Source organism: Pseudarthrobacter sp. Y6 (assembly GCF_050156205.1).
Lineage (GTDB): Bacteria > Actinomycetota > Actinomycetes > Actinomycetales > Micrococcaceae > Arthrobacter.
This window is the reverse complement of the sequence record NZ_CP189574.1, coordinates 2,971,551-2,996,363: the sequence shown is the minus strand read 5'-3', so window position 1 is coordinate 2,996,363 and position 24,813 is coordinate 2,971,551. Positions and strand designations below refer to the sequence as shown.

Below are 24,813 nucleotides of genomic sequence, written 5' to 3'. Positions count from 1 at the left end.
CATCGGCTGATATGTAATAATCAGCTATTTTTGATTGATTATGCGTGATCATCTGTGTACGGTTAAGGCATGTACGTACTGACCATCGACCAGCGCGGCAGCACTGCCGACGTCGACCGCGTTCCTGATCTGATCGCCGCGCTGCGCAGTCTCACGCCAGCGCCCTTTGAGCGCTCGGTGGGTGATGAACTCCAGGGCGTCGTGGAACAAGCCGAAGACGTGGTGGAGATCGCCTTGTACGCACTCCGGAGCGGGCGCTGGTACGTCGGGATCGGGATCGGTGCCGTGCAGCTCACCCCGGGCGGAAGCCCTCGGGAAGGTTCCGGGAGCGGCTTTGTGGCAGCGCGAAAGGCCGTGGAACTCGCCAAGGGCTCGGCTGGTCAGGTGCCATTGTCGGTGGTGTCCGGCAGTATTGGCCGTGGACGGGAGATGCCTCCCCACGCCAAGGAGGGAGCCATGACCAGTGCAAATGCCCAGGCGGTGCTTCGCCTGATCGGACGGGTGGTGCAGCAACGCACACCAGCCCAGTGGCGGGTGGTGGACCGGTTGCGCGTGCTCCAGGGCGGCGATGGAAAGCACGGCAGCCAGAAACACGTGGCCCAGGAATTGGGAATCACTGAGCAGTCGGTGAGCCGTGCTGTGCTCAGGTCCGGCTGGCAGGAGGAATGGGCCGCCAGACCTGCCGCGGCCATGCTCCTCGACTACGCCCATTCCCAGATTGAAGGAGGCCGGTGAACGCACTCTGGATCACAGTTGCCCTGCTCGTGGCCGGATTCGCAGGGTGGCCTGTGACCGCACTGGTGTTCCGGCTCGCCAGGACCATAGACGACAAAGCGGACGCGGCCAGGAGGTCGGGCCAGGACGCATCAGCCCAGGACCCTTCAGCCGATGTCATTGTAGACACCGTTTCGGAAGCCCCGCGGGCCGGTACGGGGCAAACCGTCGACGGCGAGCTGACGGCGGGTGGCGGCCAGCCGCCGTCGGACTTTCCCCAAGCTGCGCCCACGCTGCCGGCCCAGCGGATCCTGCGCGGCGGGGCAATCATCGGAGTCCTGGAACGCCTGGGCGTCTGCGGGGCCATCCTGACCGGACAGCCGGTGGCTATTGCCTACATTGTGGCCATCAAAGGCCTGGGCAGGTTCGCCGAATTGAAGGAGACCCCCGTGGCTGCGGAGCGGTTCATCATCGGAACGCTCACGTCCATGCTGTGGGCCGCGGGAACGGCGGCAATGATCAAGGTGGTGTTCCTGAAGTGAGTGTTGCTGACTGCCCGGATCGGCGCCAGCCCACCCCTGGGGATAGGGTGTCCTTATGACTGTTTTTGCCGTTGAGTATGTGTACTCCGCCGATTCCGCCGCCGTCCGTGATGATCACCGCCCCGCGCACCGCGCCTGGCTGGCGGGTCGGGCGGACGAGGGACAACTGCTGACCAGCGGACCCTACGGTGACGGGGCAGGCGCCCTGCTGATCTTCAAGGTCCAGGACGAAACCCAGCTGAACGAACTCCTCAAGCAGGACCCGTTCGCCGTCGCTGGCACCATTGCCGGGATCCGGACTACCGAGTGGACTCCCGTAATCGGCCTCCTGGCCGCGCACGCATCCTGATTCCCGGACCTTTTTTCACCACCGAAACACCTACCCAAGGAGTCCACGTGACCTCGGTCAGCCTGGGAATGCCGTCAGCACCGCCGCCCGTCCTCGCCCCCCGCCGCAAGACGCGGCAGATCAAAGTGGGTTCCGTCGGGGTCGGCTCGGACTCGCCCATCAGCGTGCAGTCCATGACCACCACGCCCACCACGGACATCAACGCCACCCTGCAGCAGATCGCGGAACTCACCGCCTCCGGTTGCGACATCGTGCGCGTCGCCTGCCCGTCGGCGGATGATGCAGAGGCCCTGCCCATCATCGCGCGCAAGTCCCAGATCCCCGTCATTGCGGACATCCACTTCCAGCCGAAGTACGTCTTCGCGGCGATTGAGGCCGGCTGCGCGGCAGTGCGCGTGAACCCGGGAAATATCCGCAAGTTCGATGACCAGGTCAAGGAAATCGCCCGCGCGGCAAAGGATCACGGGACCTCCATCCGGATCGGCATCAACGCCGGATCGCTGGAGCCCGGAATCCTGAAGAAGTATGGCAAAGCCACCCCCGAGGCCCTCGTGGAATCCGCCGTCTGGGAAGCCTCGCTGTTCGAAGAGCACGGTTTCAACGACTTCAAGATCTCGGTCAAGCACAACGACCCCGTCATCATGGTTGCTGCCTACGAGATGCTGGCCGAGCAGGGCGACTGGCCCCTGCACTTGGGCGTGACCGAAGCCGGGCCGGCCTTCCAGGGAACCATCAAGTCCGCCACGGCCTTCGGGGCGCTCCTGGCCAAGGGCATCGGCGACACCATCCGGGTTTCCCTCTCGGCGCCTCCCGTCGAGGAAATCAAGGTGGGCAACCAGATCCTCCAGTCCCTGAACCTGCGCCCGCGCAAACTGGAGATCGTCTCCTGCCCGTCATGCGGCCGCGCCCAGGTGGACGTGTACACCCTTGCCGAGCAGGTCACCGCAGGGCTGGAAGGCATGGAAATTCCGCTCCGCGTGGCAGTGATGGGCTGTGTTGTCAACGGACCCGGCGAAGCCCGCGAAGCCGATCTTGGTGTGGCGTCCGGCAATGGCAAGGGCCAGATCTTTGTGAAGGGCCAAGTCATTAAGACTGTGCCTGAGAGTGAGATTGTTGAGACACTGATCGAAGAGGCCATGCGCATAGCTGAAGAGATGGGGGAGGCCGATGGCGAAGATGCTGTCAAGGGTAGCCCCGTGGTTAGCGTCTCATAAAGAGGACGCTGCGCCGGCGGGAATATCCGTCCGGACCCTCGCCCGCGCGGACACCGCTGCCCTGCGGCGCCTTGCGTCGCAGGACCCGGTGGCCAATGTCTTTATCCTGGCGCACCTCCGGGCGGCGGGCTCTGCCGCGCCAACCGCTGGTGGCGCCAGCATCTTGGGAGTTTTCGACGACGGCATCCTGGCGGGCGCGTGCTGGGCAGGGGCCAACCTGGTCCCGGTCCAGCTTGACCCCGAATTTGCCGGGCTTGTCGCTGCCGAAGCAAGCACCTCCGGCCGCCGCTTCGCCTCCGCGTTTGGCCCCGCAGATGCCGTCCTTGCCCTCCATGCTGAGCTTGCCGAACTGGGGCATGCGGCCCACGAGGTGCGGGATGAACAGCCACTGATGACAGTCTGCGGGCCGCCGTCGGTGGAGCCGAACGCGGATCTGGGTCTTGGCCGGCTGGCCGATTTTGACCGGATCCTTCCCGCCTGCGCCGCCATGTTCGAAGAGGAAGTGGGCTACTCGCCGTTCCTCGGGGGCAAGGAGTTCTACAGCCGCCGAGTGGAAGGCCTCATCCGGCAAGGACATTCCTTGGCGCACGTCAACGAATCCGGCGACGTTGTGTTCAAGGCCGAGCTGGGAGCTGTGACAGCCGACGTCACGCAGATCCAGGGCGTATGGATGAACCCCGGTTACCGCGGGCAGGGTCTGAGCGCCGGCTACATGGCTGCCGTAGTGGAGAAGGCGCGCACGCTTGCCCCCGTCACCAGCCTCTACGTCAACGGCTTCAACCTGCGGGCACGGTCCACGTACGAGCGCGTGGGCTTCCGTCAGGTGGGCACCTTCGCCACGGTTCTGTTCTAGCCTCCAGGACATCGCCACTCTTCAGATCACCCACCGGCTCGCACATCACCGGTCAGATTTCAGGTCACCCGTCAGGTAGTGCTGGACGTTCGGCGCCACGAGCCGGACAACGTCGTCGGGGGAGGCAGACGCGAGCGGTTCCAGCCGCACCACATACCGGACCAGCATCACGCCCACCATCTGCGTGGCCACGAGATTTCCGCGCATGGCCACTTCTGCGGGCGGTCCGGGGACTCCTGCCATGATCCGGCTGAGGATGGTGCGCTGTACCAGTTCCCGCAGCAGCATCGTCTTGGCCCTGGAGCCGATGGTTCCCCTGAGGAAGGCCACCAGACTGTGCTGGGCCGGGCTCTCCCACAAGCGCAGCACGGCCCGCACGATCGCCTCGGCCCGTTCCTCCGGCGAGTAGCCGTCGACGCCCGCCAGGACCTTCTCCGGGTCGGCCGGCAGACCCACGCTCAGCGCAAAAAGCTCGTCCTTGCCCTTGAAGAAGTGGTGAACCATGGCCGGGTCCACTCCGGTTTCCCGCGCGATCTGACGCAGGCTGGTTCCGTCGAAACCGTGTTCGGAGAAAAGCCTCCGGGCTGTGTCCAGGATCTGGTCCCTCGACTCGGTTGCCCCGCCCCGCCGACCCCGCCGGCCCGGACCAGCCGCGCTGCCTCCGGGGCCCGAGAGGCCCGTGGGATCATGCTGTCCGTTCACGCGGTCCGCCGCCGCAGGGTCAACGATGCGAGCACCAGGACGGCCACGACAATGGCCACGATGACTCCGGCGTCCATCCACAGCTGGTCTGTGGGCTCGGTGTTGGTGGCGATCTCCTGCAGCGCATCCACCGAAAAAGTCAAGGGAAGAATATTCGACACAGCCTCCAGGGCCTCGTTCATCCTGTCGCGGGCCACAAAGAGGCCACAGAGCAGGATCTGCGGGACCACCACCACCGGCATGAACTGCACGGCCTGGAATTCCGTCCGGGCGAAGGCCGAACAGAGCAGCCCCAGCGCGACGCCAAGAACCGCATTGATCACGGCAATCATGACCACCAGTCCCGGGCTGCCTTGGATGTCGAGCCCGAAAATCCAATAGGCAACCGCGGTAGCCACCAGCGACTGCAGGGCGGCCATGATGGAAAATGCCAGTCCGTAGCCGAACAGCAGGTCCGCCTTGTGGATGGGAGTGGTCAGCAGCCGTTCCAGGGTCCCCGAGGTGCGTTCGCGCAGCATCGTGATGGACGTAACCAGGAACATAACCACAAACGGGAAGATCGCCAGCATCATCAGGCCAACGCGGTCAAAAGTCCTGGGCACGCCTGGCGGCAGCGTTTCATTCTCATAAAGAAAGTACACGGCGGTGAGCAGCAGAGCAGGGACCACCAGGATCAGCGCGATGCTTCGGTGGTCGTGCCGGAGCTGGTCCAGGACGCGCCGGGTGGTGGCCAGCATCATCATCGGGTTCATGACCGTACCGTCTTTTCACTGGACTGCGTTTCGGCGGTGTCCTGGATGATGTGGAGGAAGGCCTTCTCCAGATCGGCACTGTGCCCGCGTTGGCTCAGTTCCGCCGGTGTCAGCTGCGCCAGGAGCGTCCCTTCCCGCAGCAGCAGGAGCGATGCGCAATGGCTGGCCTCCTCCATTACATGGCTGGAAACCAGCAGGGTTGTCCCGGATTCGGCCATGGACCGGAACCGGTCCCACAGGTCAGCCCGGAGCACCGGATCAAGGCCCACGGTCGGCTCATCCAGGACCAGCAGACTGGGACGCGCCACCAGGGCACAGGCCAACGACACCCGGCTCAGCTGTCCGCCGGAGAGGTCGCCGGTTTTCTGCCTGGCCTGCGGATCAAGCCCGACGGCGGCGATCGCCTCTGCAGCTTCGGCGCGGCCCTTGCGGTGCATGGCGCCGAAGTAGCGGACGTTGGCTTCGACGGTGAGGTCCGGATACACGCTGGGGGACTGCGTCACGTAGCCCACTCGGCGCCGCAGGTCAGGGTGCCCGGCGGGTTGGCCCAGCACTTGAATGGAGCCGGACGTGAGCACCTGAACGCCCATGATGGCCCGCATCAGGGTGGTCTTGCCGCTGCCGGATGGACCCAGCAGCCCGGTGATCTGGCCCGCGTGGATGGAAAAGTCCAGGCCGCGCAGGACGGGGACCTTTCCCCTGGTGACGTGCAGGGAGCTGGCGGCGACTGCCACCTCAGCGCCGGGGCTGGCCGGGGCCGGTGCTGCTGAATGGGACATGAATGCCCTCCGAATGCCGGGAGTCCTCGCTGAATTCACCAGATGATGAATTAAAGCTAGACCTGTCAGGTGGGGCCGTCAACAACTTCGAATGGAAAAAACCCTTGTCAACGTGTCGGCTATCACATAGGTTCGATCTAGCTGCGCTGGAGTGGGTGGGCGGTCTCACCAGTCCTCACCAGTACCTAGGCGTCAACGGCCATGGAGCCACGTCCGCATGTAATGACCAACCGTTTACGGCCAGGGGCTTTGCACTGACGGGCGTGGCTCTGTTGCGTCCGGCCCAGCTTGCGGCCCTGCATCCGGCTCGGCGTCTGTGGCTGGCCCGGCTGCGGCTCCGCCGCCGGGCGGGGCGTGGATTGCCGGTAGATTAGTACCCAGAAGAATTGCCCGGCCCTGCTTTTCCAGCAGCTATTCCCCAGAAACGGATACCCACCCGTGGTCACAAGAATGTCCCAGCTTTTCCTGCGCACCTTGCGTGAAGATCCCGCCGATGCCGAGGTGGCCAGCCACCGGCTCCTGATCCGGGCGGGCTACATCCGCCGGGCCGCGCCGGGTATCTACACCTGGCTGCCACTGGGGCTCAGTGTGCTGCGCAAAGTGGAGCAGGTCATCCGCGAGGAAATGGCAGCCATCGGCGCCCAGGAAGTCCACTTCCCGGCGCTGCTGCCCAAGGAACCCTACGAGGCCACCAACCGCTGGACGGAATACGGCGAGGGCATCTTCAGACTCAAGGACCGTAAGGGCAACGACTACCTGCTGGCACCTACGCATGAGGAAATGTTCGCCCTGTTGGTCAAGGACCTGTACTCGTCCTACAAGGACCTGCCGCTGAGCATTTACCAGATCCAGAACAAATACCGCGACGAAGCACGCCCCCGGGCAGGCTTGATCCGCGGCCGCGAATTCATCATGAAGGACTCCTACTCCTTCGACGTGGACGACGCCGGCCTGGACGCCAGTTACGCTGCCCACCGGGGCGCCTACCTCAAGATTTTCGAGCGCCTGGGCCTGGAAGTTGTTCCCGTTGCGGCCACCGCCGGTGCGATGGGCGGGTCCAAGAGCGAGGAATTCCTGCACCCCACCGAGATCGGTGAGGACACGTTTGTGCGCTCCGCCGGAGGCTACGCGGCCAACGTTGAAGCCGTCACCACGGTGGTTCCCGCGGACATCGACTTCACCGGCGCCCCCGCCGCGGAGGTCCGCGACACCCCGGACACCCCCACCATCGATACGCTCGTGGAGGCTGCCAACCAGCTCGCTCCGCGGACAGAGGCCGACGGCGGCGTCTGGACTGCGGCCGACACCCTCAAGAATGTAGTACTCGCCGTGACCCTGCCCACCGGGGAGCGCCAGATCGTGGTCGTCGGTGTGCCCGGAGACCGCGGCGTGGACCTCAAGCGCGTCGAAGCCAACATCGGATCGTTCCTGCCGATCGGCGGCGAGATCACGCTCGAGGCAGCCAACGACGACGACCTCAAGAAGCAGCCCCTCATCGTCAAGGGCTACCTGGGCCCTGGCCTGACCGTGGACGCGCCGCTGCTGGGCACCGAGGGCTCGTCCAAGCTCCTCTACCTGGTGGATCCCCGCGTTGTCAGCGGCTCGGCCTGGGTTACCGGCGCCAACGAAGCCGGCAAGCATGTCTTTGGCCTGGTCGCCGGCCGCGACTTCGGCTGGGACGGCGTCATCGAGGCCACCGAAGTGCGCGCAGGCGACGAGGCCCCGGACGGCTCCGGCCCGCTGGAGACCGCCCGCGGCATCGAAATGGGCCACATCTTCCAGCTGGGCCGCAAGTACGCCGAGGCCCTCGAGCTGAAGGTCCTGGACCAGAACGGCAAGCAGGTGGTGGTCACCATGGGTTCCTACGGTGTCGGTGTCACGCGCGCTGTCGCAGCGTTGGCCGAATCCAACCACGATGACAAAGGCCTGATCTGGCCCCGCGCCGTCGCCCCGGCAGATGTCCACGTGGTGGCTGTCGGCCGCGGCGAGGAAATCTTTGCCGCCGCCGAGCAGCTGGCCCTGGAACTCGAGGCCGCCGGCCTCGATGTCATCTACGACGACCGGCCCAAGGTCTCCCCGGGCGTAAAGTTCGGCGACGCGGAGCTCGTCGGCGTCCCCACCATCCTGGCCGTCGGCCGCGGCCTGGTTGACGGCGTTGTGGAAATCAAGGACCGCCGCAGCGGCGAAGCGGAGAACGTGGCCGTGGACAAGGCCGTTCACTATGTGGTCACCGCCGTCCGCAGCTGACCTGCGACGGTGATTTCCGGGTTCGAGTCGATCCAGCTCACCACAATCCTCCTGATTGTGGTGGCTGGATTTGCTGCCGGCTGGGTGGACGCCGTGGTGGGCGGCGGAGGTCTGCTCCAGCTGCCGGCCATGCTGCTGGTACCCGGGATCACGCCGGTCCAGGCCTTGGCCACCAACAAGATGGGGTCTATTTTCGGCACCACCACGAGTGCGGTGACGTACTACGGGCGGGTGAAACCGGACCTTCGGACAGCCGTGCCCATGGCCGTGATCGCCCTTGCCGGCAGCTTCGCCGGGGCGGTGCTGGCCGCCACCCTGCCGGCGAGTGTCTTTAAGCCGATCATCGTCGTGGCACTGGTCGTCGTCGCGCTTTTTACGGCATTGAAGCCCAACGTCGGTGACATCACCGTGCTGCGGCACGACGGACGCACGCACTACGTGGTGGCGTGCCTGATCGGGGCCGTGATCGGCTTCTATGACGGCCTGATCGGTCCGGGCACCGGTTCCTTCCTCATCATCGCGCTCGTTTCGGCGATGGGCTATGCTTTCCTGGAGGCAAGCGCCAAAGCCAAGATCGTGAACATGGCCACCAACGCAGGCGCCCTGCTGTTCTTCCTGCCCCATGGGTCAATCCTGTGGGGTGTTGGCCTGCTGCTGGGCCTGGCCAACATGGCCGGCGGCTACCTGGGCGCGCGGACCGCGGTGAAGCAGGGCAGCCGCTTCATCCGTGTTGTTTTCCTGCTGGTGGTGGGCGCCCTGATCATCAAACTCGGCGTCGACGTCTGGCAGGAAAACTTCGCCTGATAGGGTATCGGAATCCCTCGCAGCTCCTGGCCGGCCGGGCGTACCATGCAGGTATGTCCGCAGGCGGGGAACCCTATTCGGAAGCATTGTCAGCCGCGGCCCGTCGTGCCGCCCAATGGCTGGCGAGCTTGCCGGACAGGCACGTCGGGCCCGCCCAAAGCGCCCACGATCTCGCGGCTGACTTCGCTGGACCATTTCCCTCGCAGGGCATGTCCGCGGCAGCTGTGGTTGAGTACCTGGCGGACAAGGCCGAACCGGGGCTGATGGCGATGCCGTCCGGGCGCTTTTTTGGCTGGGTGATCGGCGGGACGTTGCCTGCCGCCCTGGCCGCAGACTGGCTGGTCAGCGCGTGGGACCAGAACTCCGGCCTGCGCTATGCCACCCCCGCCATAGCCGCGATCGAAGAGGGGGCCGGCCACTGGCTGCTGGACCTTCTCGGCCTTCCGGCGGAATCGGACGTCGGCTTCACCACGGGTGCCACCATGGCCAACTTCACCGGGCTGGCTGCTGCCCGGTGGCGGTTGCTGGCAGATGCCGGCTGGGACCTTGACGGCGATGGCCTGGCGGGCGCCCCGCGGATCAGGTGCTTTGTGGGCCAGGAGCGCCACGAGACCATTGACCTGGGCCTGCGGTACCTCGGTCTCGGCCGGCCCACCGCGGTCCCAGCAGACGCTCAAGGCAGGCTGGTCGCCGCAGAGCTGGACCGGCTGCTGTCGGAAGGGTCCGGGCCCGCGCTGGTTTGCCTCCAGGCCGGCAACCTCCACTCCGGAGCCTTCGACCCCTTCGACGCCGCAATCGAGGTTGCCCGGCGGCATGGTGCCTGGGTCCACGTGGACGGCGCGTTCGGGCTGTGGGCTGCGGCAGTGCCCGAGTTCGCGGACCTCACCCGCGGCATGGCCCTGGCCGATTCGTGGGGGACCGACGCCCACAAGACCCTCAACGTCCCTTACGACTGCGGTATCGCAGTGGTCAAGGAAAGCACCGCGCTGCGCAACGCCATGGGCCTGCACACCAGCTACCTGGTCCACGATGCCGAAGGTCCAGGCGACCCCTTCCAGAAGGTGCCGGAGCTGTCCCGGCGCGGCCGCGGCGTTCCGGTGTGGGCCGCCCTCCGTTCCCTGGGCAGGGACGGCGTGGCAGCCCAGGTCCGCGGGCTCGCCGACGCCGCTTCGAAGATCGGCAGCCGCCTGGCTGAGGTGGACGGCGTCGAGGTGCTTAACGCGGTGGACTACACGCAGGTTTCGCTCGCCTTCAGGGACGACGCCACCACACGCGCCGTGACAGCCAGGGTGATCGAGGACGGCAAGGTCTGGATGTCCGGTTCACACTGGCAGGGCAGGGATGTCCTGCGCGTCTCGGTCAGCAACTGGAGCACTGACGCGGACGACGTCGGCACTGCCGTCGAGGCCGTCAGCTCCGCCTTGGCAGCGGTGCTGGCTGCGGACTGACCGCCTGGGAGGCAGCCGTCCCGCCCGGGAGGCACCCGTCGCTCAGCCGTCGCCCTGGCCCGGCTCAGGCAGGGCATGCGCCGAGGGGAGACCGTCAAGGGTCCGTCCGGCAAGTGTGCTTGCGACCCAGAGGGACCGGGCCAGATCGCCTTGGTGGCGTGGCATGGACGCGTAGCAGAGGGCGTTCTCCACTTCGCGTGCCACGGCCCACTGGCGCGCAGCTTCGGCATCGAGGCCGGCCGCGGCGCTGAAGTCCTGGCAGCGCCGCCTCAACCCTCCGGCCGGATCGCTCCGGGGCAGGTCGCCGAGACGGTTCCACAGCAGCGGTGCCACCGCGAATTCCGGTTCGCCGATCATGGGCTGCGGGTCGATGGCGACGAAGCCCTGCCCGGTCTGCGCTCCGCTGTTGGTCTGCGGCCGGGCCAGGATGTTCAGGAAATGCAGGTCCGTGTGGACCAGGACATCGCGGCCCGAACGGCGGCCAACGGCGCCGCGGGTCTGGCAGACTTCCAGGGCCGCCTCCAGGAGCCAGCGCGGGAACGGGCGGCCCTGCTGTTCCCAGTCGGCGGGCAGGTCATCGCTCCATTGTTCGGCCCGCCCGGCGATGTGGTCGAATTCCTGCCACTGCGGCCGTCCGTCCGGGGCCAGGCCCAACTGCCGCATGGTGCTGCCCCAGGCGACCGCCGCGTCATCCAGCGGAAGGGTCTGGAGCGAGCAGCCCGCATTCAGCCGCTCAAGCAGCATGGCGCACGTTCCGGCGTCGGATTCCAACAACCGAACGGCGCCGGATCCGGCCCACAGTGCCAGCGCATGGCGTTCCATCCGCGCCTCATCGTGGGGAAATGCGATCTTGAGCGCCGCCGGAGTCCCGTCCGTCCGGCGGACAGGGACCACTACGCCGCCGTGGCCATGCCACGGGAGGGCGCCGGCTGACAGGTCAACAGCCAGTTCCCAATGTTCCAGCCGCCCCTGGACCAGCCCCGGGAGTGAAGCGAGCCAGGCCCGTCCTGCGCTGCTGTGGCTGTAGCGCAGGCTGAGGGCGGGAGGGATCGGCACGCCAATCTGGACGTTCACAGGACGCCGCTTGCGCCGAGCAGGTTGCCGATGGAGTACGTGGCAGCCAAGGCGAAAGCGCCGCCCACCACCACCCTGACGGCGGCCCGCACCTTCGAACCCCCGCCGATCCAGGCGCCCAAGGCCCCAGTGGCAGCCAGGGCCACCAGCACGGCAGCGAACGTCAAGGGGACACGGATGTCCTCCGGTGGCAGCAGGATGGCGGCCATCGGCAGGATGGCGCCGGCGACGAACGCAACAGCGGAAGCCAAGGCTGCATTCCAGGGGCTCACGATGTCTGTTTCATCGATGTTCAGTTCGGCGGAGAGGTGTGCGCCCAGGGCGTCGTGGGCTGTCAGCTCCCTGGCTACTTTCCTTGCTGTGTCCGGGCTCAGGCCCTTGCCCTGGTAGATGGCCGCGAGTTCCTCCAGCTCTTCCTCCGGTTCTTCCTGCAGTTCCAGGCGTTCCTTTTCGATCAAGGCCTCCTGGCTGTCCTTCTGGCTGCTGACGGAGACATATTCGCCCAAGGCCATGGAGACTGCTCCGCCCACCAAGCCTGCCGTGCCGGCGACGAGGATCGGGCCGGATTGTGTGGTGACACCGGCGACGCCCACCACGATTGCGGCGACCGAGACGATGCCGTCATTTGCGCCCAGCACACCGGCGCGCAGCCAGTTCAGGCGCTGCGCGCTGTCGTTTTGGTGTGGCTCATTCTCATGAAGGGCGGGGGCGCCGGCACTGTCCATGCCTCCAGCAAAGCATTAGTGCCCGCGGCTGGCCAGTGTGCCGGGCCTTGGCTACGAATTGCCGGGAGGACTGGCACTGGTTGTGGAAGGTCCCGGGGTTGATACAGGCTCCGGCAGTGGCGGCAGGAGTGCCTCGTCCAGGACCATGCCGGGAACCGGGCCCGGCGAGGCACCCCAATAGACGCTCCGCCGGGCCGCCGACTGAAGTGCCACGAGTGCCCATTCGCGTTCGCGTCCCTCGCTGAGGGCCACCACATCGCCGAGCACCGGAAGTGTCCCTGCCTCCAGTGTTCCCAGCCCCGCTGCAGGGTTTGCCAGGAACGCCTGGCTCAGGGCATAGCCGGGTTGCCTCAGGGGTACCGCGGCGCAGAGGGACCTGCCCATGGCCTCCGCCTCGCCCCGGAGGACGCGGTGCCGGGCCAGGAAATCCGACGCCGGGGCAGCGGACCCGGAGTCAATCCTGGTCAGTGCGGCCTGGTACGCGTAGACCAGTTCCAGCTCGCCCGCCACGGCTGAGGCAAAGGCTGAGCCGAGGTCCGCGCCAGTGCTGGCGTCGGCGACGGCCGCTTCGCTTGCACAACTGGTGGCAGCCGAAGCCGTAAAAGGCGTGGTGGGCCCCGGCGATGCGGGGGAGGAGGAGCCAGCGCCTCGAAGCGGTGCCAACGCCAGCCCGGTCGCCGAGGCCAGGTCCTCTGCAGCCAGAAGCTGGGCAGTACCTGCGCCGGCGAGAAGGCGGGCCATGCCGCCGTCGGCCGTTACAGCGTCCTGGAGCCGCTGTGCCCCGCTTGCCTGGAGGGCAGCGGCGAAGTCCGCGGTGGTCGACGGCGACGGGACGGTGGCCAGTGCGGTGGCCGCGTCAGTAGCCGCGCCGTCCAGTGCAGGATCGCCGGCCGCATCAGCCGGCAGCATCAGCGCCTGGGCCTGGACAGTCAGCAAAGTCACAACCCGGGCCAGGGCTGCGGCTTGTGGGGCCGGCGCAGTGGCGCGGGCAGCGCCTTCCAAGTCCAGGCCCGCGGCCCTAAGGGTCAGGGAATCCGCGAACGCGGATGCCCTTGCCTGCTCGGAAAACGGCGGCACCGCAGGCGGGGACGGTTCGCGGGGGATCAGCACCAATCCCAGGCTCAACACCAAAAGGGCGGCCAGCGCAAAAACGGCGTACTGGAAATAGGGCCTACGGCGGCCGGTCTCCTGCGTGTCGTCTTTCACAACAGACCATGTTGTCACGCCTGATGCGAATCTTCGTGCACCACTGCGGCCGGAAAATCGTTACGCTAGTAGTCACAACATCATCTATTGGAAGGCGGCCGGCATCGTGAGTAATGCAGAAGCCACGACTTCATCAGACGCTACCGGAACGGGTACCGCTGTTGCTGCGCCCGCCAACAATCCAGAAGCCGTCAGGCTCCGGGCGCTGCTGGAACCGGCGGTGCAGGCCAACCGCCTGTACCTCGAGGACGTATCCATCATGGCCGGTTCACACCGCGTGGTCCACGTGGTTGTTGACCTGCCGCAGGAGGAAACCGGCGGCGTAAACCTTGATGTCATTGCAGACATCTCCAGGGTCCTCTCCGACGTCCTGGACAATGATCCAGCGGACGACGGGCGCCCCTACGACCTCGAGGTTTCCTCCCCGGGTGTCGCGCGTCCCCTCACCGAAGTCCGGCACTGGCACCGTGCCCGGGGCCGTATGGTCAAGGTCAACGTCATCCAGGGCGAAAATGTCACCGGCAGGGTCCAGTCCGTGGATGATTCCGGCGTCACCATCATCCCGGAGATCGCCGTCAAGAAGGGCATGAAGCCCAAGCAGGGCGAGCCCCAGATTCTTCCTTTCGACAGGATCCGCAACGGAAAAGTCGAGATCGAATTCAGCCACCTCGAAGAAGCTGGTCTGGAACCTGAGCACAATGGACCTTCTGAGGAGGCCTGATGGATATTGACATGAGCGCGCTAAGACTTCTGGAGCGTGAGCGCGAAATCCCGCTGGACCTCCTGATCCCCACCATCGAGCAGGCGCTCCTGGTGGCGTACCACAAATCGCCCGGCGCCTTCGAGAAGGCCCGGGCCGAGCTGGACCGCAAGAGCGGCCACGTGACCATCTGGGCCGTGGAGATCGACGACGACGGCGCCCCCATCGGCGAGTTTGAGGACACCCCCGCCGGCTTCGGCCGCATTGCGGCGAGCACCGCACGCCAGATCATCCTGCAGCGCCTGCGCGACGTCGAGGACGACAACATCCTGGGTGAGTTCAAGGGCCGCGAGGGCGAACTTGTGGCCGGCCTGATCCAACAGGGCAACAACCCGCACATGATCCAGGTCAACCTGGGTTCCGTGGAGGCGCTGCTGCCGCCGCCCGAACAGGTGCCGGGGGAGAAGTACATCCACGGCAACCGGCTCCGCGCCATAGTTATTGATGTCCACCGCGGCACTAAGGGCCCGTCCGTAACCCTGTCCCGCTCACACCCGGGCCTCGTCCGGAAGCTCTTCGAACTGGAGGTCCCGGAGATCGCGGACCGCTCAGTGGAGATCGTGGCACTGGCCCGCGAGGCCGGTCACCGTACCAAGATTGCGGTCAAGGCCAACACCCAGGGCATCAACGCCAAGGGTGCCTGCATCGGCGAAATGGGTTCCCGCGTCCGCGCCGTCATGACGGAACTGAACGACGAAAAAATCGACATCGTCGACTTCAGCGAGAATCCGGCAACGTTTATTGCCAGCGCACTTTCCCCCTCGCGTGTGAATTCCGTCACCATCGTGGATGAGGCCACCCGCTCCGCACGTGTTGTGGTTCCGGACTACCAGCTCTCGCTGGCCATCGGCAAGGAGGGCCAGAACGCCCGGCTGGCGGCCAAGCTCACAGGTTGGCGGATCGATATCGTCTCTGACGCTGCCCCGCCGCGCGAAAGCTAAACCGGTTCCGGGGCGGCGGCCGACTATGGATACCTTCGGTCGAAGCCCCGGTTTCGGGCAGAACTGCCCCGAGGGGCTAGAATAGACATGACCGCGCCTAACGGCCGGTATTCGTGTGCCCTGAGTGTTCCCGTGCCGCCGATGTGCGGTTGGGGCCTTAGGGCCGGCAGTTATGAACGTCAGGAAGATACTCACCGTGGCAGAAGTGCTTCACACCGAGGATCAACCGCAGCGTACCTGCATCGGATGCCGGAAGAAGGCTCTGCGGTCTGAGTTACTCCGGCTCGTCGCCGAAGGCAGCGGTTCCACCGCAGTGCTGGTAGACGAACGACGCCGGATGGCTGGCAGGGGTGCATGGCTGCACCCCAGCGAAGCGTGCCTGGCCCTGGCGGTCAAGCGGCGAGCATTCGGAAGGGCCCTCAACGGCGCAACCGGGTCCACCGCCGTCGAACGCCGGATCATGGCAGGCAAGCAGGACGCCGGCCCGTTGCAGATACCCCTGGTAGCTGCAGCAAAAACCGTCCAACCTGAAAGCGGGTCAGAAAACTGATGGAAACCCGATGAGTTCCCAGCGATGAGTGCGCAACGATGACAACTTTGTTGCGCTCTGCAATGGGCCCTGTAGTTGCAACCGCGGCTGGGGCCCGCAGTATGAAGTAGACGGTTCGTGCCTGGCTCGGTGCGGACCGAGACAGGAGAAATGTGGCCAAGGTCCGCGTACATGAGCTTGCTAAAGAGCTCGGTATTACTTCCAAAGATGCAGTAACCAAACTGCAGGAACTGGGCGAATTCGTTCGCTCCGCCTCTTCAACCATTGAGGCCCCGGTGGTGCGGAAACTCCGCAACGCCTACCCCGACGCAGCTGCTAAGACCGCAGCTTCGGCAGCCGCGCCCAAGGCGCCTGCCCCGTCGGCCGAAACACGACCCGCAGCACCTGCTCCGGGCCCCGCAGCTCCCTCAGCCCCGGCAGTACCAGCACCAGCTGCTGCGGCTCCGGCTGCACCCGCTGCCGTTTCCGCAGCTCCGGCTGCACCTGCCGCGGCACCCGTTGCGCCAGCCCCGGCCGCAACTGCACCGTCCACCGGCGCCAAGCCCGGTGCCCGTCCGGCACCGAAGGCTGAAGCCCCGGCCGCACCGACCCGCTCTGGCGGATCAACACAGGGTGGTTCGCAGGGCGGCTCCGCACCGCGTCCCGGCGGTCCCCGTCCGGGCAATAACCCGTTCGCCACCTCGCAGGGCATGCCCCGCGGCCGCGGTGGCGACGGAGAACGTGCTCCCCGTCCGGGTAACAACCCGTTCGCTCCCTCACAGGGCATGCCCCGCGCGGGTGGAAGCCGTCCCGACGGCGACCGTCCCGGTGGTCCGCGTCCCGCGTCCGGTGCCGGTGGCCCCCGTCCGGGTGGTCCGCGTCCCGCGGCAGGCGCTGGCGGTCCCCGTCCGGGTGGTCCGCGTCCCGCGGCAGGCGCTGGCGGCGCTGGTGGTCCGCGTGCCGCGGGAGGTGCCGGTGGAAACCGACCTACTCCGGGCATGATGCCCAACCGCACTGAGCGTCCCGCACCCGCTGGTGCAGGACGTCCCGGTGGCGGCGCACGTGGTCCCGGACGTCCGGGCGGCGCTCCAGGTACCGGTGCTCCCGGTGCCGGTGGCGGTGCTCCGGCCGGCGGCGGCTTCGGCAAGGGTGGCCGCGGTCGCGGTGGCACCCAGGGTGCCTTCGGTAAGGGCGGCGCAGGCCGTGGCAAGCAGCGCAAGTCGAAGCGTGCCAAGCGCCAGGAACTCGAGCAGATGAGTGCTCCGTCACTGGGTGGCGTGAGCGTACCCCGCGGCGACGGCAACACCGTAATCCGGCTTCGCCGTGGCTCGTCCATTACGGACTTCGCCGACAAGATCGAGGCAAACCCCGCCGCACTGGTGACGGTCCTCTTCCACCTCGGCGAAATGGCCACGGCCACGCAGTCGCTGGATGAAGAGACCTTCGCACTGCTCGGTGAGGAGCTTGGCTACAAGCTCCAGGTTGTGTCGCCGGAGGACGAGGAGCGCGAGCTGCTCTCCGCCTTCGACATCGACTTCGAAGCCGAGCTGGAAGCCGAAGGCGACGAAGACCTCGAGGCACGTCCTCCGGTTGTCACCGTCATGGGCCACGTGGACCACGGTAAGACCCGCCTGCTTGATGCCATCCGCAAGTCTGACGTTATGGCGGGCGAACACGGCGGCATCACGCAGCACATCGGTGCTTACCAGGTCACGCACACCCACGAAGGCGAAGACCGCAGAATCACCTTCATCGATACTCCGGGCCACGAGGCGTTCACCGCCATGCGTGCCCGTGGTGCGAAGGTCACCGACATCGCCATCCTGGTGGTCGCAGCGGACGACGGCGTTATGCCGCAGACCGTTGAGGCGCTCAACCACGCACAGGCGGCCAACGTGCCGATCGTCGTGGCCGTGAACAAGATCGACAAGGAAGGCGCCAACCCGGAGAAGGTCCGCGGCCAGCTGACCGAGTACGGACTGGTTCCCGAAGAATACGGTGGCGACACCATGTTCGTGGAGGTCTCTGCCCGCCAGAACCTCAACATCGACGAGCTGCTCGAGGCTGTCCTGCTCACCGCAGACGCTGCCCTCGACATGCGCGCCAACCCGAACAAGGACGCCCGCGGTATCGCGATCGAAGCCAACCTGGACAAGGGCCGCGGTTCCGTGGCCACCGTCCTGGTGCAGTCCGGTTCACTGCGTGTCGGTGACACGATCGTGGCCGGTACGGCCCACGGCCGCGTCCGCGCAATGTTCGACGACGACGGCAGCGCACTGACCGAGGCCGGCCCGTCCCGCCCCGTGCAGGTTCTGGGTCTGTCCAACGTGCCGCGCGCCGGCGACACCTTCTTTGTGACCGCTGACGAGCGCACCGCCCGCCAGATCGCCGAGAAGCGTGAAGCAGCCGACCGCAACGCCGCCCTCGCCAAGCGCCGCAAGCGCATCAGCCTGGAAGACTTCGACCAGGCCGTCGCCGACGGCAAGGTTGACACCCTCAACCTCATCCTCAAGGGTGACGTGTCCGGTGCTGTCGAGGCCCTGGAAGATTCGTTGCTCAAGATCGATGTTGGCGAAGGCGTGCAGCTGCGCGTCATCCACCGCGGCGTTGGTGCCATCACGCAGAACGACGTCAACCTGGCAACGGTCGACAGCGCCGTTATCATCGGCTTCAACGTCAAGCCTGCCGAGCGTGTTGCCGAACTGGCAGACCGCGAAGGCGTGGACATGCGCTTCTACTCCGTCATCTACGCAGCAATCGATGACATCGAGATGGCCCTCAAGGGCATGCTCAAGCCGGAGTACGAAGAGGTCCAGCTGGGCACCGCCGAGGTCCGCGAAGTCTTCCGCTCTTCCAAGTTCGGAAACATCGCCGGTTCCATCGTTCGCTCGGGCATCATCCGACGCAACACGAAGGCCCGCGTCAGCCGCGACGGCAAGACCATCGGTGACAACCTCACCGTTGAGACGCTCAAGCGCTTCAAGGACGACGCCACTGAGGTCCGCACGGACTTCGAGTGTGGTATCGGTCTTGGTTCGTTCAACGACATCACCGAGGGCGACATCATCGAGACCTTCGAGATGCGCGAAAAGCCGCGCGTCTAAGGTTCGTTGTTTGACGGGTCGGGGGCGTCGGATTTTTTCCGGCGGCCCCGCCCCTACGCTGGGCGGCATGGGATCTGCGATCCCTTGCCGCCCAGCTTCGGCAGGCCCGATGCCACTCCCAGGCCGCCGGAAAAAATCCAACGCGGGTCCGTCGTAGACTCGCCTTAGGTGCGTGGCATCAAAACCCAACAGTTGTGCGGGCACCGTTCCGGCGCCGTCGTACATCCAAAATTTTTAGGAGTGGAAATGGCTGATCCCGCACGGGCTGCCAAGTTGGCGCAGCGGATTAAGGTTGTTGTTGCGGAGGCTTTGGGTCGGAAGGTTAAGGATCCTCGGCTGGAGGGCATTACTGTTACCGATGCCCGGGTGACCAATGATCTGCAGCATGCCACTATCTACTACACCGTTTTTGGCGACCAGGCTGTGCAGGCGGATGCTGCCAAGGGCCTGGAGAAGGCAAAGGGTGTGCTCCGCCAGGAGGTGGGGCGCAACGTTACTGTTCGCCTGACGCCGACGCTGGAATTTGTGGCGGACCAGATCCCCGTCGTTGCCTCGAACCTGGAGGAACTGCTCCGGGCCGCCAAGAAGCGCGACGCCGAGGTGGCTGCCCTGGCCGAAAACGCCAAGCACGCCGGCGACGCCGATCCGTACAAGAGCGACATTCCCGCCGATGTGGAGATCGATGAGGATGACTTCGACGAAGAGGATATTGACCTCACCGACGACGAAGACCTCGACGAAGACACCAACAAATAGGACAAACGCCCTCCCGGCCGACCCAACTGCGTGACTTATGGGCCGGCTCGGCAGTCATAGGCCCCGGAAACCCAAGGAAGTCCTCGGGTCCGGGGCCTATCACTTTCGCATTTCCGCGGCGTCTTAAGTTTCCACCGGATCCTGGCCTTCAGGACGGTTCCCGCGGTGAGGTCAGCGAAGCTGAAACCGGCTGTGGCGGAGGGTTTTCCCGCTCAGCTCCACCGCGGCCGGACCATCGACGGCCAGGAACTGTGACTGTTCACGGGTGCGGGCGTCGATCCTGACGATCTCATTGCCGAACATCGAAGCGGCGTAGACGTCCCCGGTGCCCGATACGGCGATGCCGGTGGGGCCCAGGATGTCATCGGCCCACAGGTGCGTAGCGCCGGTCCATGGGTTGACGCGGAAGATGGCACCGCGGGAGCCCAACGACGGATCCTCCGGACCGCCCGGCAACGATGAGACGTACAACCAGCCGTCGGGGCCGATCTCCACATCGGTGGGCACCGGTTCGAACGCATACTCGTGTCCGGCAACGCAGGACGGGAAGCCAACACCCGCGGCAGCTTCTGCCGTCACTTCAGCCGGACGCGGGGGCAGGACAGCGAGGGTCGAGGTTTCCCCGGTAGCGGAGTTGACCTTGAGGATGGCATTCATCCCGGCGTCGGCCACGAAGACGGTATTGCCCTGAACCGCTGTGGCATAGGGGTGTGAGTCGACCGCCCCGGATTATTGTGCCGGCGGGAACGGCGCCGTAATTTGGGCCAGGCACTCGTCGGTCACGTCGGATCCGAAGCCGTAGTCCTGGAATCCATCCGGGTTGTTCTGACGTTCATAGGTCGCGAGGTCCACAATCGTTCTGACCTCCCCGCGCTTGTTGATCGACTTCAAATAGCCGGCCAACTCGTCAGGCATCCCTTGGCCTGCCCCGACGCTTTCGACGAAAAACGTGGTGGTGCCGCGCGTCTCTACGCCGCTGACGTCCCACTTGTCCCTTGTGTAAATGTTGCTGATGTGTCCGTCATCGTCGACGCGGTCCAGCGTGCCCGCAAAGTTCTGCGTGACGAACACGCTCTTACCGGGGCCCAAGGCCAGGCTCAACGGCGTCATCAGGTGCTCCGCCAGGGTTTCGGGACCGGACGGTTTCTGAGTTGCCGTGGCGGGCGCGACAAGGATGATCAGCGCCGCTGCTGCCAGGCACGCGACGATCGGAAACTTCTTGTTCATTGGATCCTCCGGAGTTGACGTGCACCCCGTCGCCGGGGCCTGGCTTGAGACCAAAGTCAATGCGTTCCGAACTACCCCCGGCGCTTGGTTAGTCCCGCGAAAGGGACGACGTCGACGGCATTTCCCCCTAATGTGCCCCCTATCTGAGCCCGATTCCCGCGCGCCATGGCTAGGATCGAGCTATGACCCACGCGAGCGACTCACTGGATGCCACACCCTTCCTGGAACAGGCCATTATGCTGGCTGTCCGGAACGTCGCCGACGGCGGCGGCCCGTTTGGTGCGCTGGTGGTGACCCCGGACGGCCGGGTCCACGAAGGTGTCAACCGGGTCACGCGCGACAACGACCCCACGGCACATGCCGAAGTGGTGGCAATCCGCGCGGCGGCAGCCGCAAGCGCAACGTTCGACTTGAGCGGGGCCGTGCTCTACGCGAGCTGCGAGCCGTGCCCGCTCTGCCTGTCAGCCGCGCTGTGGGCGCGGATTGACCGTGTCTATTTCGCGGCCGACCGCCATGGTGCAGCCGCGGCCGGCTTTGACGACGCCGTTTTCTATGACTTCTTCAACGGCACCCGTCCGGAACTGCTGCCGGTCGCCCAAGCAGCCATTCCGACGTCGGACGCTCCGTTTGACGCGTGGCGCCGCAACGCGCAACGCACGGATTACTGACCACGTGCCTGGTCAGTAATCCTTAAGTTCCGGCAGCCTGCCGACGCCCTCCACCAAATCCTCGCGGGTACCGCACAGCGCGATCCGCACCCAGCCCTCGCCAATCGAGCCAAAAGCGGTCCCCGGCGCGAGCGCGACGCCGGAATCGGCAAGGAACCGCCGCGTCCAGCTGCGGACGTCCCCGTCGCTGACATGGGAGACGTCGGCCCACAGGTAGAAGGCTCCCTGCGCACTCAAATAGGGGATGCCCTTGGCTTCGAGCACGGCCGAGGCGGCGTCGCGGTTCGCCCGGTAATGGGCATGGGCGTCCCGGACGTAGTCCTGCGGCCCGGTCAGAGCCGCGAGCGCAGCGTACTGCGACGGGGAGGCAACACAGGAGACAATCGCTTCCATCACGTTGTTCATCTTCTGCTCCAGCCCCGGCGGACAGACCAGGGCTCCGATCCTCAGGCCGGTCAGGCCGTACGTCTTGGAGAGCGTCAGTGACGTGAACACCCGCGCTTCGCCGGGGACATCGCTGTCGAACCGTGCCGGGCTGACGTGCGGGACGTCGTAGGTGAAGGCCTCATAGCATTCGTCGGAAATGATCCACAGATCGTGCTTACGGGCAAGGTCCACGAGTTGCCGGGTCAGGTCCTCGCCGAGGACGGCGCCCAGCGGGTTGGACGGGGAGTTCAGGATGAGCACCCGGGTCCGGTCCGTGATGAGAACCTCGATGTCCTGGATCCGGGGCTGGAAGTCCTGCCCGGGATACAGCGGGTAGCCCACCGGCACGGCATTCAGGAGCCGGCTGGTCATGGCGAACGTGGGGTAGCCGGGGTTGGGGATCAGGACCTCGTCACCGGGGGAGAGCAGGAGGCTCATGGCGAAGTGCAGGCCCTGCTGCGCGCCGTCCACCACGTAGACCCGCTCGGCGCCGAAGCTGCTGCTGTTGCTGTTGCTGCTGCTGTTGCTGTTGCTGTTGCTGCTGCTGTTGCTGTTGCTGTTGCTGTTGCTGTTGCTGTTGCTGTTGCTGTTGCTGTTGCTGTTGCTGTTGCTGTTGCTTATGCCGGCGCGTTCACGGAACCTGGCGGCGAACGCCTCGCGGAGTGCCGGGATACCGGCGTTGGGCGTGTAGTTGGTCTCGTCCCGGTCAAGGCACGCCATGCCGGCTTCCAGGATATGCCGGGGAAGCGCGAAGCCCGGTTCACCGATACTCAGGACGATGGCCCCGGGGGTACGCCAGGCAGCCTCGGTAATTTCGCGGATCTGGTTGACGGGGACGTCGCGCGCGTGCGCCGCAAGCTCAGGCATGGATGCCATCCTAGCCGCCACGGAATACAGGCCCGGCGTGGGCGCCAAGAGGAGGGCGCCCACGGGCGGGCGCAGGCTGCGGGCGGCTTGTGGATAGGGCGCGTGGGCCAGGGCTGCTGCCAACGCCGATATACTGGGAAGCGTGCTTTCTGGACTGGTGATAGTGGACAAACCGCAGGGATGGACCAGCCATGATGTGGTTGGTCGGATGCGGCGTCTCGCCGGGACCCGGAAAGTGGGGCACGCCGGCACCCTCGATCCCATGGCTACCGGCGTCCTGGTGGTGGGCATCAACAAGGCCACCAGGCTCCTGACCTACATCGTCGGCACGTCCAAGACGTATACGGCAACCATCCGGCTGGGCCAGTCCACCATCACCGATGACGCCGAAGGTGATGTGATTGCCGCCGTCAGCGCTGCTGCCGTCGCCGACGAAGCAATTCACGACGGCGTCGCCGCACTCACGGGTGAAATCCAGCAGGTGCCCAGCAGCGTCAGCGCCATTAAGGTCAACGGTGAACGTGCCTACGCCCGGGTCCGCTCCGGCAAAGAGGTAAAGCTCGCGGCGCGCCCGGTCACCATTCACCGTTTCGAAGTTCACGGCATCAACCGGGAAGCCGGCGGCGACGTCGTGGACGTTGATGTCACGGTGGAGTGCTCATCCGGTACATACATCCGGGCCCTCGCCCGCGACCTCGGCGACGGGTTGGGAGTGGGCGGCCACCTGACCGCACTCCGCCGGACCCACGTGGGCCCGTACTCACTGGATCAGGCCCGGACGCTGGAACAGCTGGCCGAGGAGCTCAATGTGCTGGAAATGTCCCAGGCTGCCCGGGCACTGATGCCCAACCGCGAACTCACGGCGGAGGAGACCACCGAGATTTCCTTCGGACGCCGGATCGCAGCGGGAGCGGAAGCAGGCGATCCCGCGGCTGCCACCACTGAGCACCCTACGGCCGCGTTCGCGCCCAACGGCAGCCTAGTGGCGCTCCTGGCGGATTCCGGCAGCTTTGCCAAGCCCGTTCTGGTGTTCGCGCCGGGCAACGGTGCGCCCGGAACTGCTGCGCCCGGAACTGCTGCGGGCGGGGACGCCTAGGCATGGACGCCTATTTCTACATCATCCTGGTGGTGGGTCTGCTCTCCAGCGGAATCTGCCTCGGTGCCGGCATCCTCAAAAAAGCCCCCAACGATCTGACCATCCTGTCCGTTGCCGCCGTCGAGCTGGCACTGCTGGTCTACCTGGTGGGTTCGATCGTGAGGGTAATCGCGGGCGAACCGATTGCCGGGGAAGCCTGGGAATTCTGGGGATACCTGGCCACTGCAATGCTCCTGCCGCCGGCAGCCGTGTACTGGTCCATCCTGGAACGGACCCGCTGGAGCAACATTGTCCTCGCCGCCGTCGGTGTTACGGCCTTGGTGATGGCCGCCCGCATGAACCAGATCTGGTACTGACATGGAAGAAGAAGGCAACGTGAAAGCACCGCGCTCCGGAGCGACCCCCGCCAAGGCAGAAGGCAAGGCCGGCGTCAAGGACACCCGCAACACCGGCCCCGGGCGTCTCCTCATCGCCGTTTACGCGGTGTTTGCCATCTCGGCCACCGCACGCGCCGGCTACCAGATCCTGACCAAGTTCTCCGAGGCCCCGCTCGCCTACCTGCTTTCCGCGTTCGCGGCGCTCGTATACGTGGTGGCAACGGTGTCCCTGGCCAAGCCCGGCCGCACCTGGTTCAGGATCTCGCTGGCCGCCGTCCTGGTGGAACTGGTGGGTGTGCTGGTGGTGGGGGCATTGAGTGTGTTCGATCCGGTGGCGTTCCCGCATGAGACCGTCTGGTCCCTTTTTGGCCGGGGGTACGCGTTCATTCCACTGCTGCTGCCGGTGCTGGGGCTGGTGTGGCTGTACCGGCGCCGGCCGCACCTGAAGTAAGCCTCATCGGCGACCGGCCGGGGCCGAGGCTTAGCCTTACTTCTCCCGCGGACCGGCGAGTACCAGGAAGACCGCCGGGCAGGTCCGCGCGTGCCATCCAGTTGGCCCGGCGCCGTCCGGAAGCCATGCTGAATGCGGGTAATCTTAGAGAGTTCCGGCGCCGGTGCGTTCGGAGAGATGTCAGTTGAAGGCAGTAAAAGGC

Annotated in this window: 25 protein-coding genes and 1 pseudogene; 17 read left to right on the top strand and 9 right to left on the bottom strand. The window is 65.9% G+C overall.

Annotated features, from left to right (window positions below):
* The first annotated feature begins 69 nt into the window (after nt 1-69).
* Genes ACQCSW_RS14400 through ACQCSW_RS14380 form a run of 5 tightly spaced genes read left to right on the top strand, consistent with a single transcriptional unit; the run spans nt 70 to nt 3,672 of the window.
* Nucleotides 70-735: a MarR family transcriptional regulator gene (locus ACQCSW_RS14400; protein WP_426986909.1), complete on the top strand. Its 666-nt coding sequence runs from the start codon at nt 70-72 to the stop codon at nt 733-735.
* Nucleotides 732-1,256, top strand: coding sequence for a hypothetical protein (locus ACQCSW_RS14395; RefSeq protein ID WP_426986907.1), 525 nt, complete (start codon nt 732-734; stop codon nt 1,254-1,256). Before ACQCSW_RS14400 ends, ACQCSW_RS14395 begins: the two co-directional genes overlap by 4 nt.
* A gap of 55 nt (nt 1,257-1,311) precedes the next feature.
* Complete coding sequence (locus ACQCSW_RS14390; protein ID WP_426986905.1) at nt 1,312-1,605, top strand: YciI family protein; 294 nt, start codon at nt 1,312-1,314, stop codon at nt 1,603-1,605.
* Nucleotides 1,606-1,652: 47 nt separating this feature from the next.
* Entirely contained in the window at nt 1,653-2,819 is a 1,167-nt protein-coding gene (gene ispG, locus ACQCSW_RS14385) for a flavodoxin-dependent (E)-4-hydroxy-3-methylbut-2-enyl-diphosphate synthase (RefSeq protein ID WP_104063099.1), read from the top strand.
* Nucleotides 2,782-3,672, top strand: a complete 891-nt coding sequence (locus ACQCSW_RS14380; protein WP_426990706.1) for a GNAT family N-acetyltransferase — start codon at nt 2,782-2,784, stop codon at nt 3,670-3,672. Before ispG ends, ACQCSW_RS14380 begins: the two co-directional genes overlap by 38 nt.
* A 45-nt stretch (nt 3,673-3,717) precedes the next feature.
* On the opposite strand, the gene ACQCSW_RS14375 is transcribed toward ACQCSW_RS14380, so the two are convergent.
* From ACQCSW_RS14375 to ACQCSW_RS14365, 3 genes are read right to left on the bottom strand one after another with little or no spacing between them, the layout of a single operon-like run.
* Nucleotides 3,718-4,374: a TetR family transcriptional regulator gene (locus ACQCSW_RS14375; protein WP_426986903.1), complete on the bottom strand. Its 657-nt coding sequence runs from the start codon at nt 4,372-4,374 to the stop codon at nt 3,718-3,720.
* Complete coding sequence (locus ACQCSW_RS14370; protein ID WP_111906547.1) at nt 4,371-5,114, bottom strand: ABC transporter permease; 744 nt, start codon at nt 5,112-5,114, stop codon at nt 4,371-4,373. Before ACQCSW_RS14370 ends, ACQCSW_RS14375 begins: the two co-directional genes overlap by 4 nt.
* A gap of 8 nt (nt 5,115-5,122) precedes the next feature.
* Nucleotides 5,123-5,905: an ABC transporter ATP-binding protein gene (locus tag ACQCSW_RS14365; protein WP_426986901.1), complete on the bottom strand. Its 783-nt coding sequence runs from the start codon at nt 5,903-5,905 to the stop codon at nt 5,123-5,125.
* Nucleotides 5,906-6,343: 438 nt separating this feature from the next.
* Here ACQCSW_RS14365 and ACQCSW_RS14360 point away from each other — a divergent pair, with 438 nt between their 5' ends.
* Genes ACQCSW_RS14360 through ACQCSW_RS14350 form a run of 3 tightly spaced genes read left to right on the top strand, consistent with a single transcriptional unit; the run spans nt 6,344 to nt 10,404 of the window.
* On the top strand, nt 6,344-8,152 hold the full coding sequence (locus ACQCSW_RS14360) for a proline--tRNA ligase (protein WP_426986899.1): 1,809 nt from the start codon (nt 6,344-6,346) through the stop codon (nt 8,150-8,152).
* A gap of 9 nt (nt 8,153-8,161) precedes the next feature.
* Nucleotides 8,162-8,956 carry a TSUP family transporter gene (locus ACQCSW_RS14355; protein ID WP_354250397.1) on the top strand — a complete coding sequence of 265 codons (795 nt, stop codon included), beginning with the start codon at nt 8,162-8,164 and terminating at the stop codon, nt 8,954-8,956.
* 53 nt (nt 8,957-9,009) lie between these two features.
* Nucleotides 9,010-10,404, top strand: coding sequence for a pyridoxal phosphate-dependent decarboxylase family protein (locus tag ACQCSW_RS14350; RefSeq protein WP_426986897.1), 1,395 nt, complete (start codon nt 9,010-9,012; stop codon nt 10,402-10,404).
* 42 nt (nt 10,405-10,446) lie between these two features.
* Here ACQCSW_RS14350 and ACQCSW_RS14345 read toward each other — a convergent pair whose 3' ends face one another.
* The 3 genes from ACQCSW_RS14345 to ACQCSW_RS14335 are packed head-to-tail and all read right to left on the bottom strand — an operon-like array spanning nt 10,447 to nt 13,409.
* The gene (locus tag ACQCSW_RS14345; protein WP_426986895.1) at nt 10,447-11,478 is read right to left on the bottom strand and encodes an aminoglycoside phosphotransferase family protein; all 1,032 of its coding nucleotides are present in this window, start codon (nt 11,476-11,478) and stop codon (nt 10,447-10,449) included.
* The gene (locus tag ACQCSW_RS14340) at nt 11,475-12,203 is read right to left on the bottom strand and encodes a VIT1/CCC1 transporter family protein (protein ID WP_426986893.1); all 729 of its coding nucleotides are present in this window, start codon (nt 12,201-12,203) and stop codon (nt 11,475-11,477) included. The genes ACQCSW_RS14345 and ACQCSW_RS14340 overlap by 4 nt, the downstream gene beginning before the upstream one ends.
* 51 nt (nt 12,204-12,254) lie before the next feature.
* On the bottom strand, nt 12,255-13,409 hold the full coding sequence (locus ACQCSW_RS14335) for a DUF4439 domain-containing protein (RefSeq protein ID WP_426986891.1): 1,155 nt from the start codon (nt 13,407-13,409) through the stop codon (nt 12,255-12,257).
* 106 nt (nt 13,410-13,515) lie between these two features.
* Between ACQCSW_RS14335 and rimP the strand changes: the two genes are divergently transcribed.
* From rimP to rbfA, 5 genes are all read left to right on the top strand, one after another.
* On the top strand, nt 13,516-14,130 hold the full coding sequence (gene rimP / locus ACQCSW_RS14330) for a ribosome maturation factor RimP (protein WP_354250392.1): 615 nt from the start codon (nt 13,516-13,518) through the stop codon (nt 14,128-14,130).
* Complete coding sequence (nusA, locus tag ACQCSW_RS14325) at nt 14,130-15,110, top strand: transcription termination factor NusA (protein ID WP_111906441.1); 981 nt, start codon at nt 14,130-14,132, stop codon at nt 15,108-15,110. Before rimP ends, nusA begins: the two co-directional genes overlap by 1 nt.
* A 172-nt stretch (nt 15,111-15,282) precedes the next feature.
* Nucleotides 15,283-15,660, top strand: a complete 378-nt coding sequence (locus ACQCSW_RS14320; RefSeq protein ID WP_111906442.1) for a YlxR family protein — start codon at nt 15,283-15,285, stop codon at nt 15,658-15,660.
* A gap of 152 nt (nt 15,661-15,812) precedes the next feature.
* Nucleotides 15,813-18,743 (top strand): translation initiation factor IF-2, encoded by a 2,931-nt coding sequence (infB, locus tag ACQCSW_RS14315; RefSeq protein ID WP_426986888.1) that lies wholly within the window; start codon nt 15,813-15,815, stop codon nt 18,741-18,743.
* Nucleotides 18,744-18,989: 246 nt separating this feature from the next.
* Nucleotides 18,990-19,499: a 30S ribosome-binding factor RbfA gene (rbfA, locus tag ACQCSW_RS14310; RefSeq protein WP_111906444.1), complete on the top strand. Its 510-nt coding sequence runs from the start codon at nt 18,990-18,992 to the stop codon at nt 19,497-19,499.
* 171 nt (nt 19,500-19,670) lie between these two features.
* Here the strand turns inward: rbfA and ACQCSW_RS14305 are convergent.
* Together ACQCSW_RS14305 and ACQCSW_RS14300 are read right to left on the bottom strand one after the other, a co-directional pair.
* Nucleotides 19,671-20,210, bottom strand: a pseudogene (locus tag ACQCSW_RS14305) (ScyD/ScyE family protein); the annotation flags it as partial.
* 18 nt (nt 20,211-20,228) lie between these two features.
* Nucleotides 20,229-20,726, bottom strand: a complete 498-nt coding sequence (locus ACQCSW_RS14300; protein ID WP_426986886.1) for a hypothetical protein — start codon at nt 20,724-20,726, stop codon at nt 20,229-20,231.
* A gap of 182 nt (nt 20,727-20,908) precedes the next feature.
* On the opposite strand from ACQCSW_RS14300, the gene ACQCSW_RS14295 reads away from it, so the two are divergent.
* A complete protein-coding gene (locus ACQCSW_RS14295; RefSeq protein WP_426986884.1) occupies nt 20,909-21,394 on the top strand; it encodes a nucleoside deaminase in 486 nt (161 codons plus the stop codon).
* A 12-nt stretch (nt 21,395-21,406) separates the two neighbouring features.
* Here the strand turns inward: ACQCSW_RS14295 and ACQCSW_RS14290 are convergent, their stop codons facing one another.
* Nucleotides 21,407-22,687 (bottom strand): pyridoxal phosphate-dependent aminotransferase, encoded by a 1,281-nt coding sequence (locus ACQCSW_RS14290; RefSeq protein ID WP_426986882.1) that lies wholly within the window; start codon nt 22,685-22,687, stop codon nt 21,407-21,409.
* 142 nt (nt 22,688-22,829) lie between these two features.
* Here ACQCSW_RS14290 and truB point away from each other — a divergent pair, with 142 nt between their 5' ends.
* From truB to ACQCSW_RS14275, 3 genes are read left to right on the top strand one after another with little or no spacing between them, the layout of a single operon-like run.
* Nucleotides 22,830-23,783, top strand: coding sequence for a tRNA pseudouridine(55) synthase TruB (gene truB / locus ACQCSW_RS14285; RefSeq protein WP_426986880.1), 954 nt, complete (start codon nt 22,830-22,832; stop codon nt 23,781-23,783).
* Between the two features lie 2 nt (nt 23,784-23,785).
* Entirely contained in the window at nt 23,786-24,139 is a 354-nt protein-coding gene (locus tag ACQCSW_RS14280; protein ID WP_426986878.1) for a hypothetical protein, read from the top strand.
* 1 nt (nt 24,140) lies between these two features.
* Nucleotides 24,141-24,611 carry a hypothetical protein gene (locus ACQCSW_RS14275; protein WP_426986876.1) on the top strand — a complete coding sequence of 157 codons (471 nt, stop codon included), beginning with the start codon at nt 24,141-24,143 and terminating at the stop codon, nt 24,609-24,611.
* Nucleotides 24,612-24,813 lie beyond the last annotated feature (202 nt).

Excerpts from the sequence above, each read along its gene's own strand:
- nusA (WP_111906441.1), top strand. The coding sequence starts at position 14,130 with ATGGATATTGACATGAGCGCGCTAAGACTTCTGGAGCGTGAGCGCGAA.
- ACQCSW_RS14365 (WP_426986901.1), bottom strand. The coding sequence starts at position 5,905 with ATGTCCCATTCAGCAGCACCGGCCCCGGCCAGCCCCGGCGCTGAGGTG.
- ACQCSW_RS14295 (WP_426986884.1), top strand. The coding sequence starts at position 20,909 with ATGACCCACGCGAGCGACTCACTGGATGCCACACCCTTCCTGGAACAG.
- ACQCSW_RS14380 (WP_426990706.1), top strand. The coding sequence starts at position 2,782 with ATGCTGTCAAGGGTAGCCCCGTGGTTAGCGTCTCATAAAGAGGACGCT.
- ACQCSW_RS14290 (WP_426986882.1), bottom strand. The coding sequence starts at position 22,687 with ATGCCTGAGCTTGCGGCGCACGCGCGCGACGTCCCCGTCAACCAGATC.
- ACQCSW_RS14340 (WP_426986893.1), bottom strand. The coding sequence starts at position 12,203 with ATGGACAGTGCCGGCGCCCCCGCCCTTCATGAGAATGAGCCACACCAA.
- ACQCSW_RS14400 (WP_426986909.1), top strand. The coding sequence starts at position 70 with ATGTACGTACTGACCATCGACCAGCGCGGCAGCACTGCCGACGTCGAC.
- ACQCSW_RS14275 (WP_426986876.1), top strand. The coding sequence starts at position 24,141 with ATGGAAGAAGAAGGCAACGTGAAAGCACCGCGCTCCGGAGCGACCCCC.
- ACQCSW_RS14320 (WP_111906442.1), top strand. The coding sequence starts at position 15,283 with ATGAACGTCAGGAAGATACTCACCGTGGCAGAAGTGCTTCACACCGAG.
- ACQCSW_RS14300 (WP_426986886.1), bottom strand. The coding sequence starts at position 20,726 with ATGAACAAGAAGTTTCCGATCGTCGCGTGCCTGGCAGCAGCGGCGCTG.
- rbfA (WP_111906444.1), top strand. The coding sequence starts at position 18,990 with ATGGCTGATCCCGCACGGGCTGCCAAGTTGGCGCAGCGGATTAAGGTT.
- ACQCSW_RS14280 (WP_426986878.1), top strand. The coding sequence starts at position 23,786 with ATGGACGCCTATTTCTACATCATCCTGGTGGTGGGTCTGCTCTCCAGC.
- ACQCSW_RS14350 (WP_426986897.1), top strand. The coding sequence starts at position 9,010 with ATGTCCGCAGGCGGGGAACCCTATTCGGAAGCATTGTCAGCCGCGGCC.
- ACQCSW_RS14390 (WP_426986905.1), top strand. The coding sequence starts at position 1,312 with ATGACTGTTTTTGCCGTTGAGTATGTGTACTCCGCCGATTCCGCCGCC.
- ACQCSW_RS14370 (WP_111906547.1), bottom strand. The coding sequence starts at position 5,114 with ATGATGCTGGCCACCACCCGGCGCGTCCTGGACCAGCTCCGGCACGAC.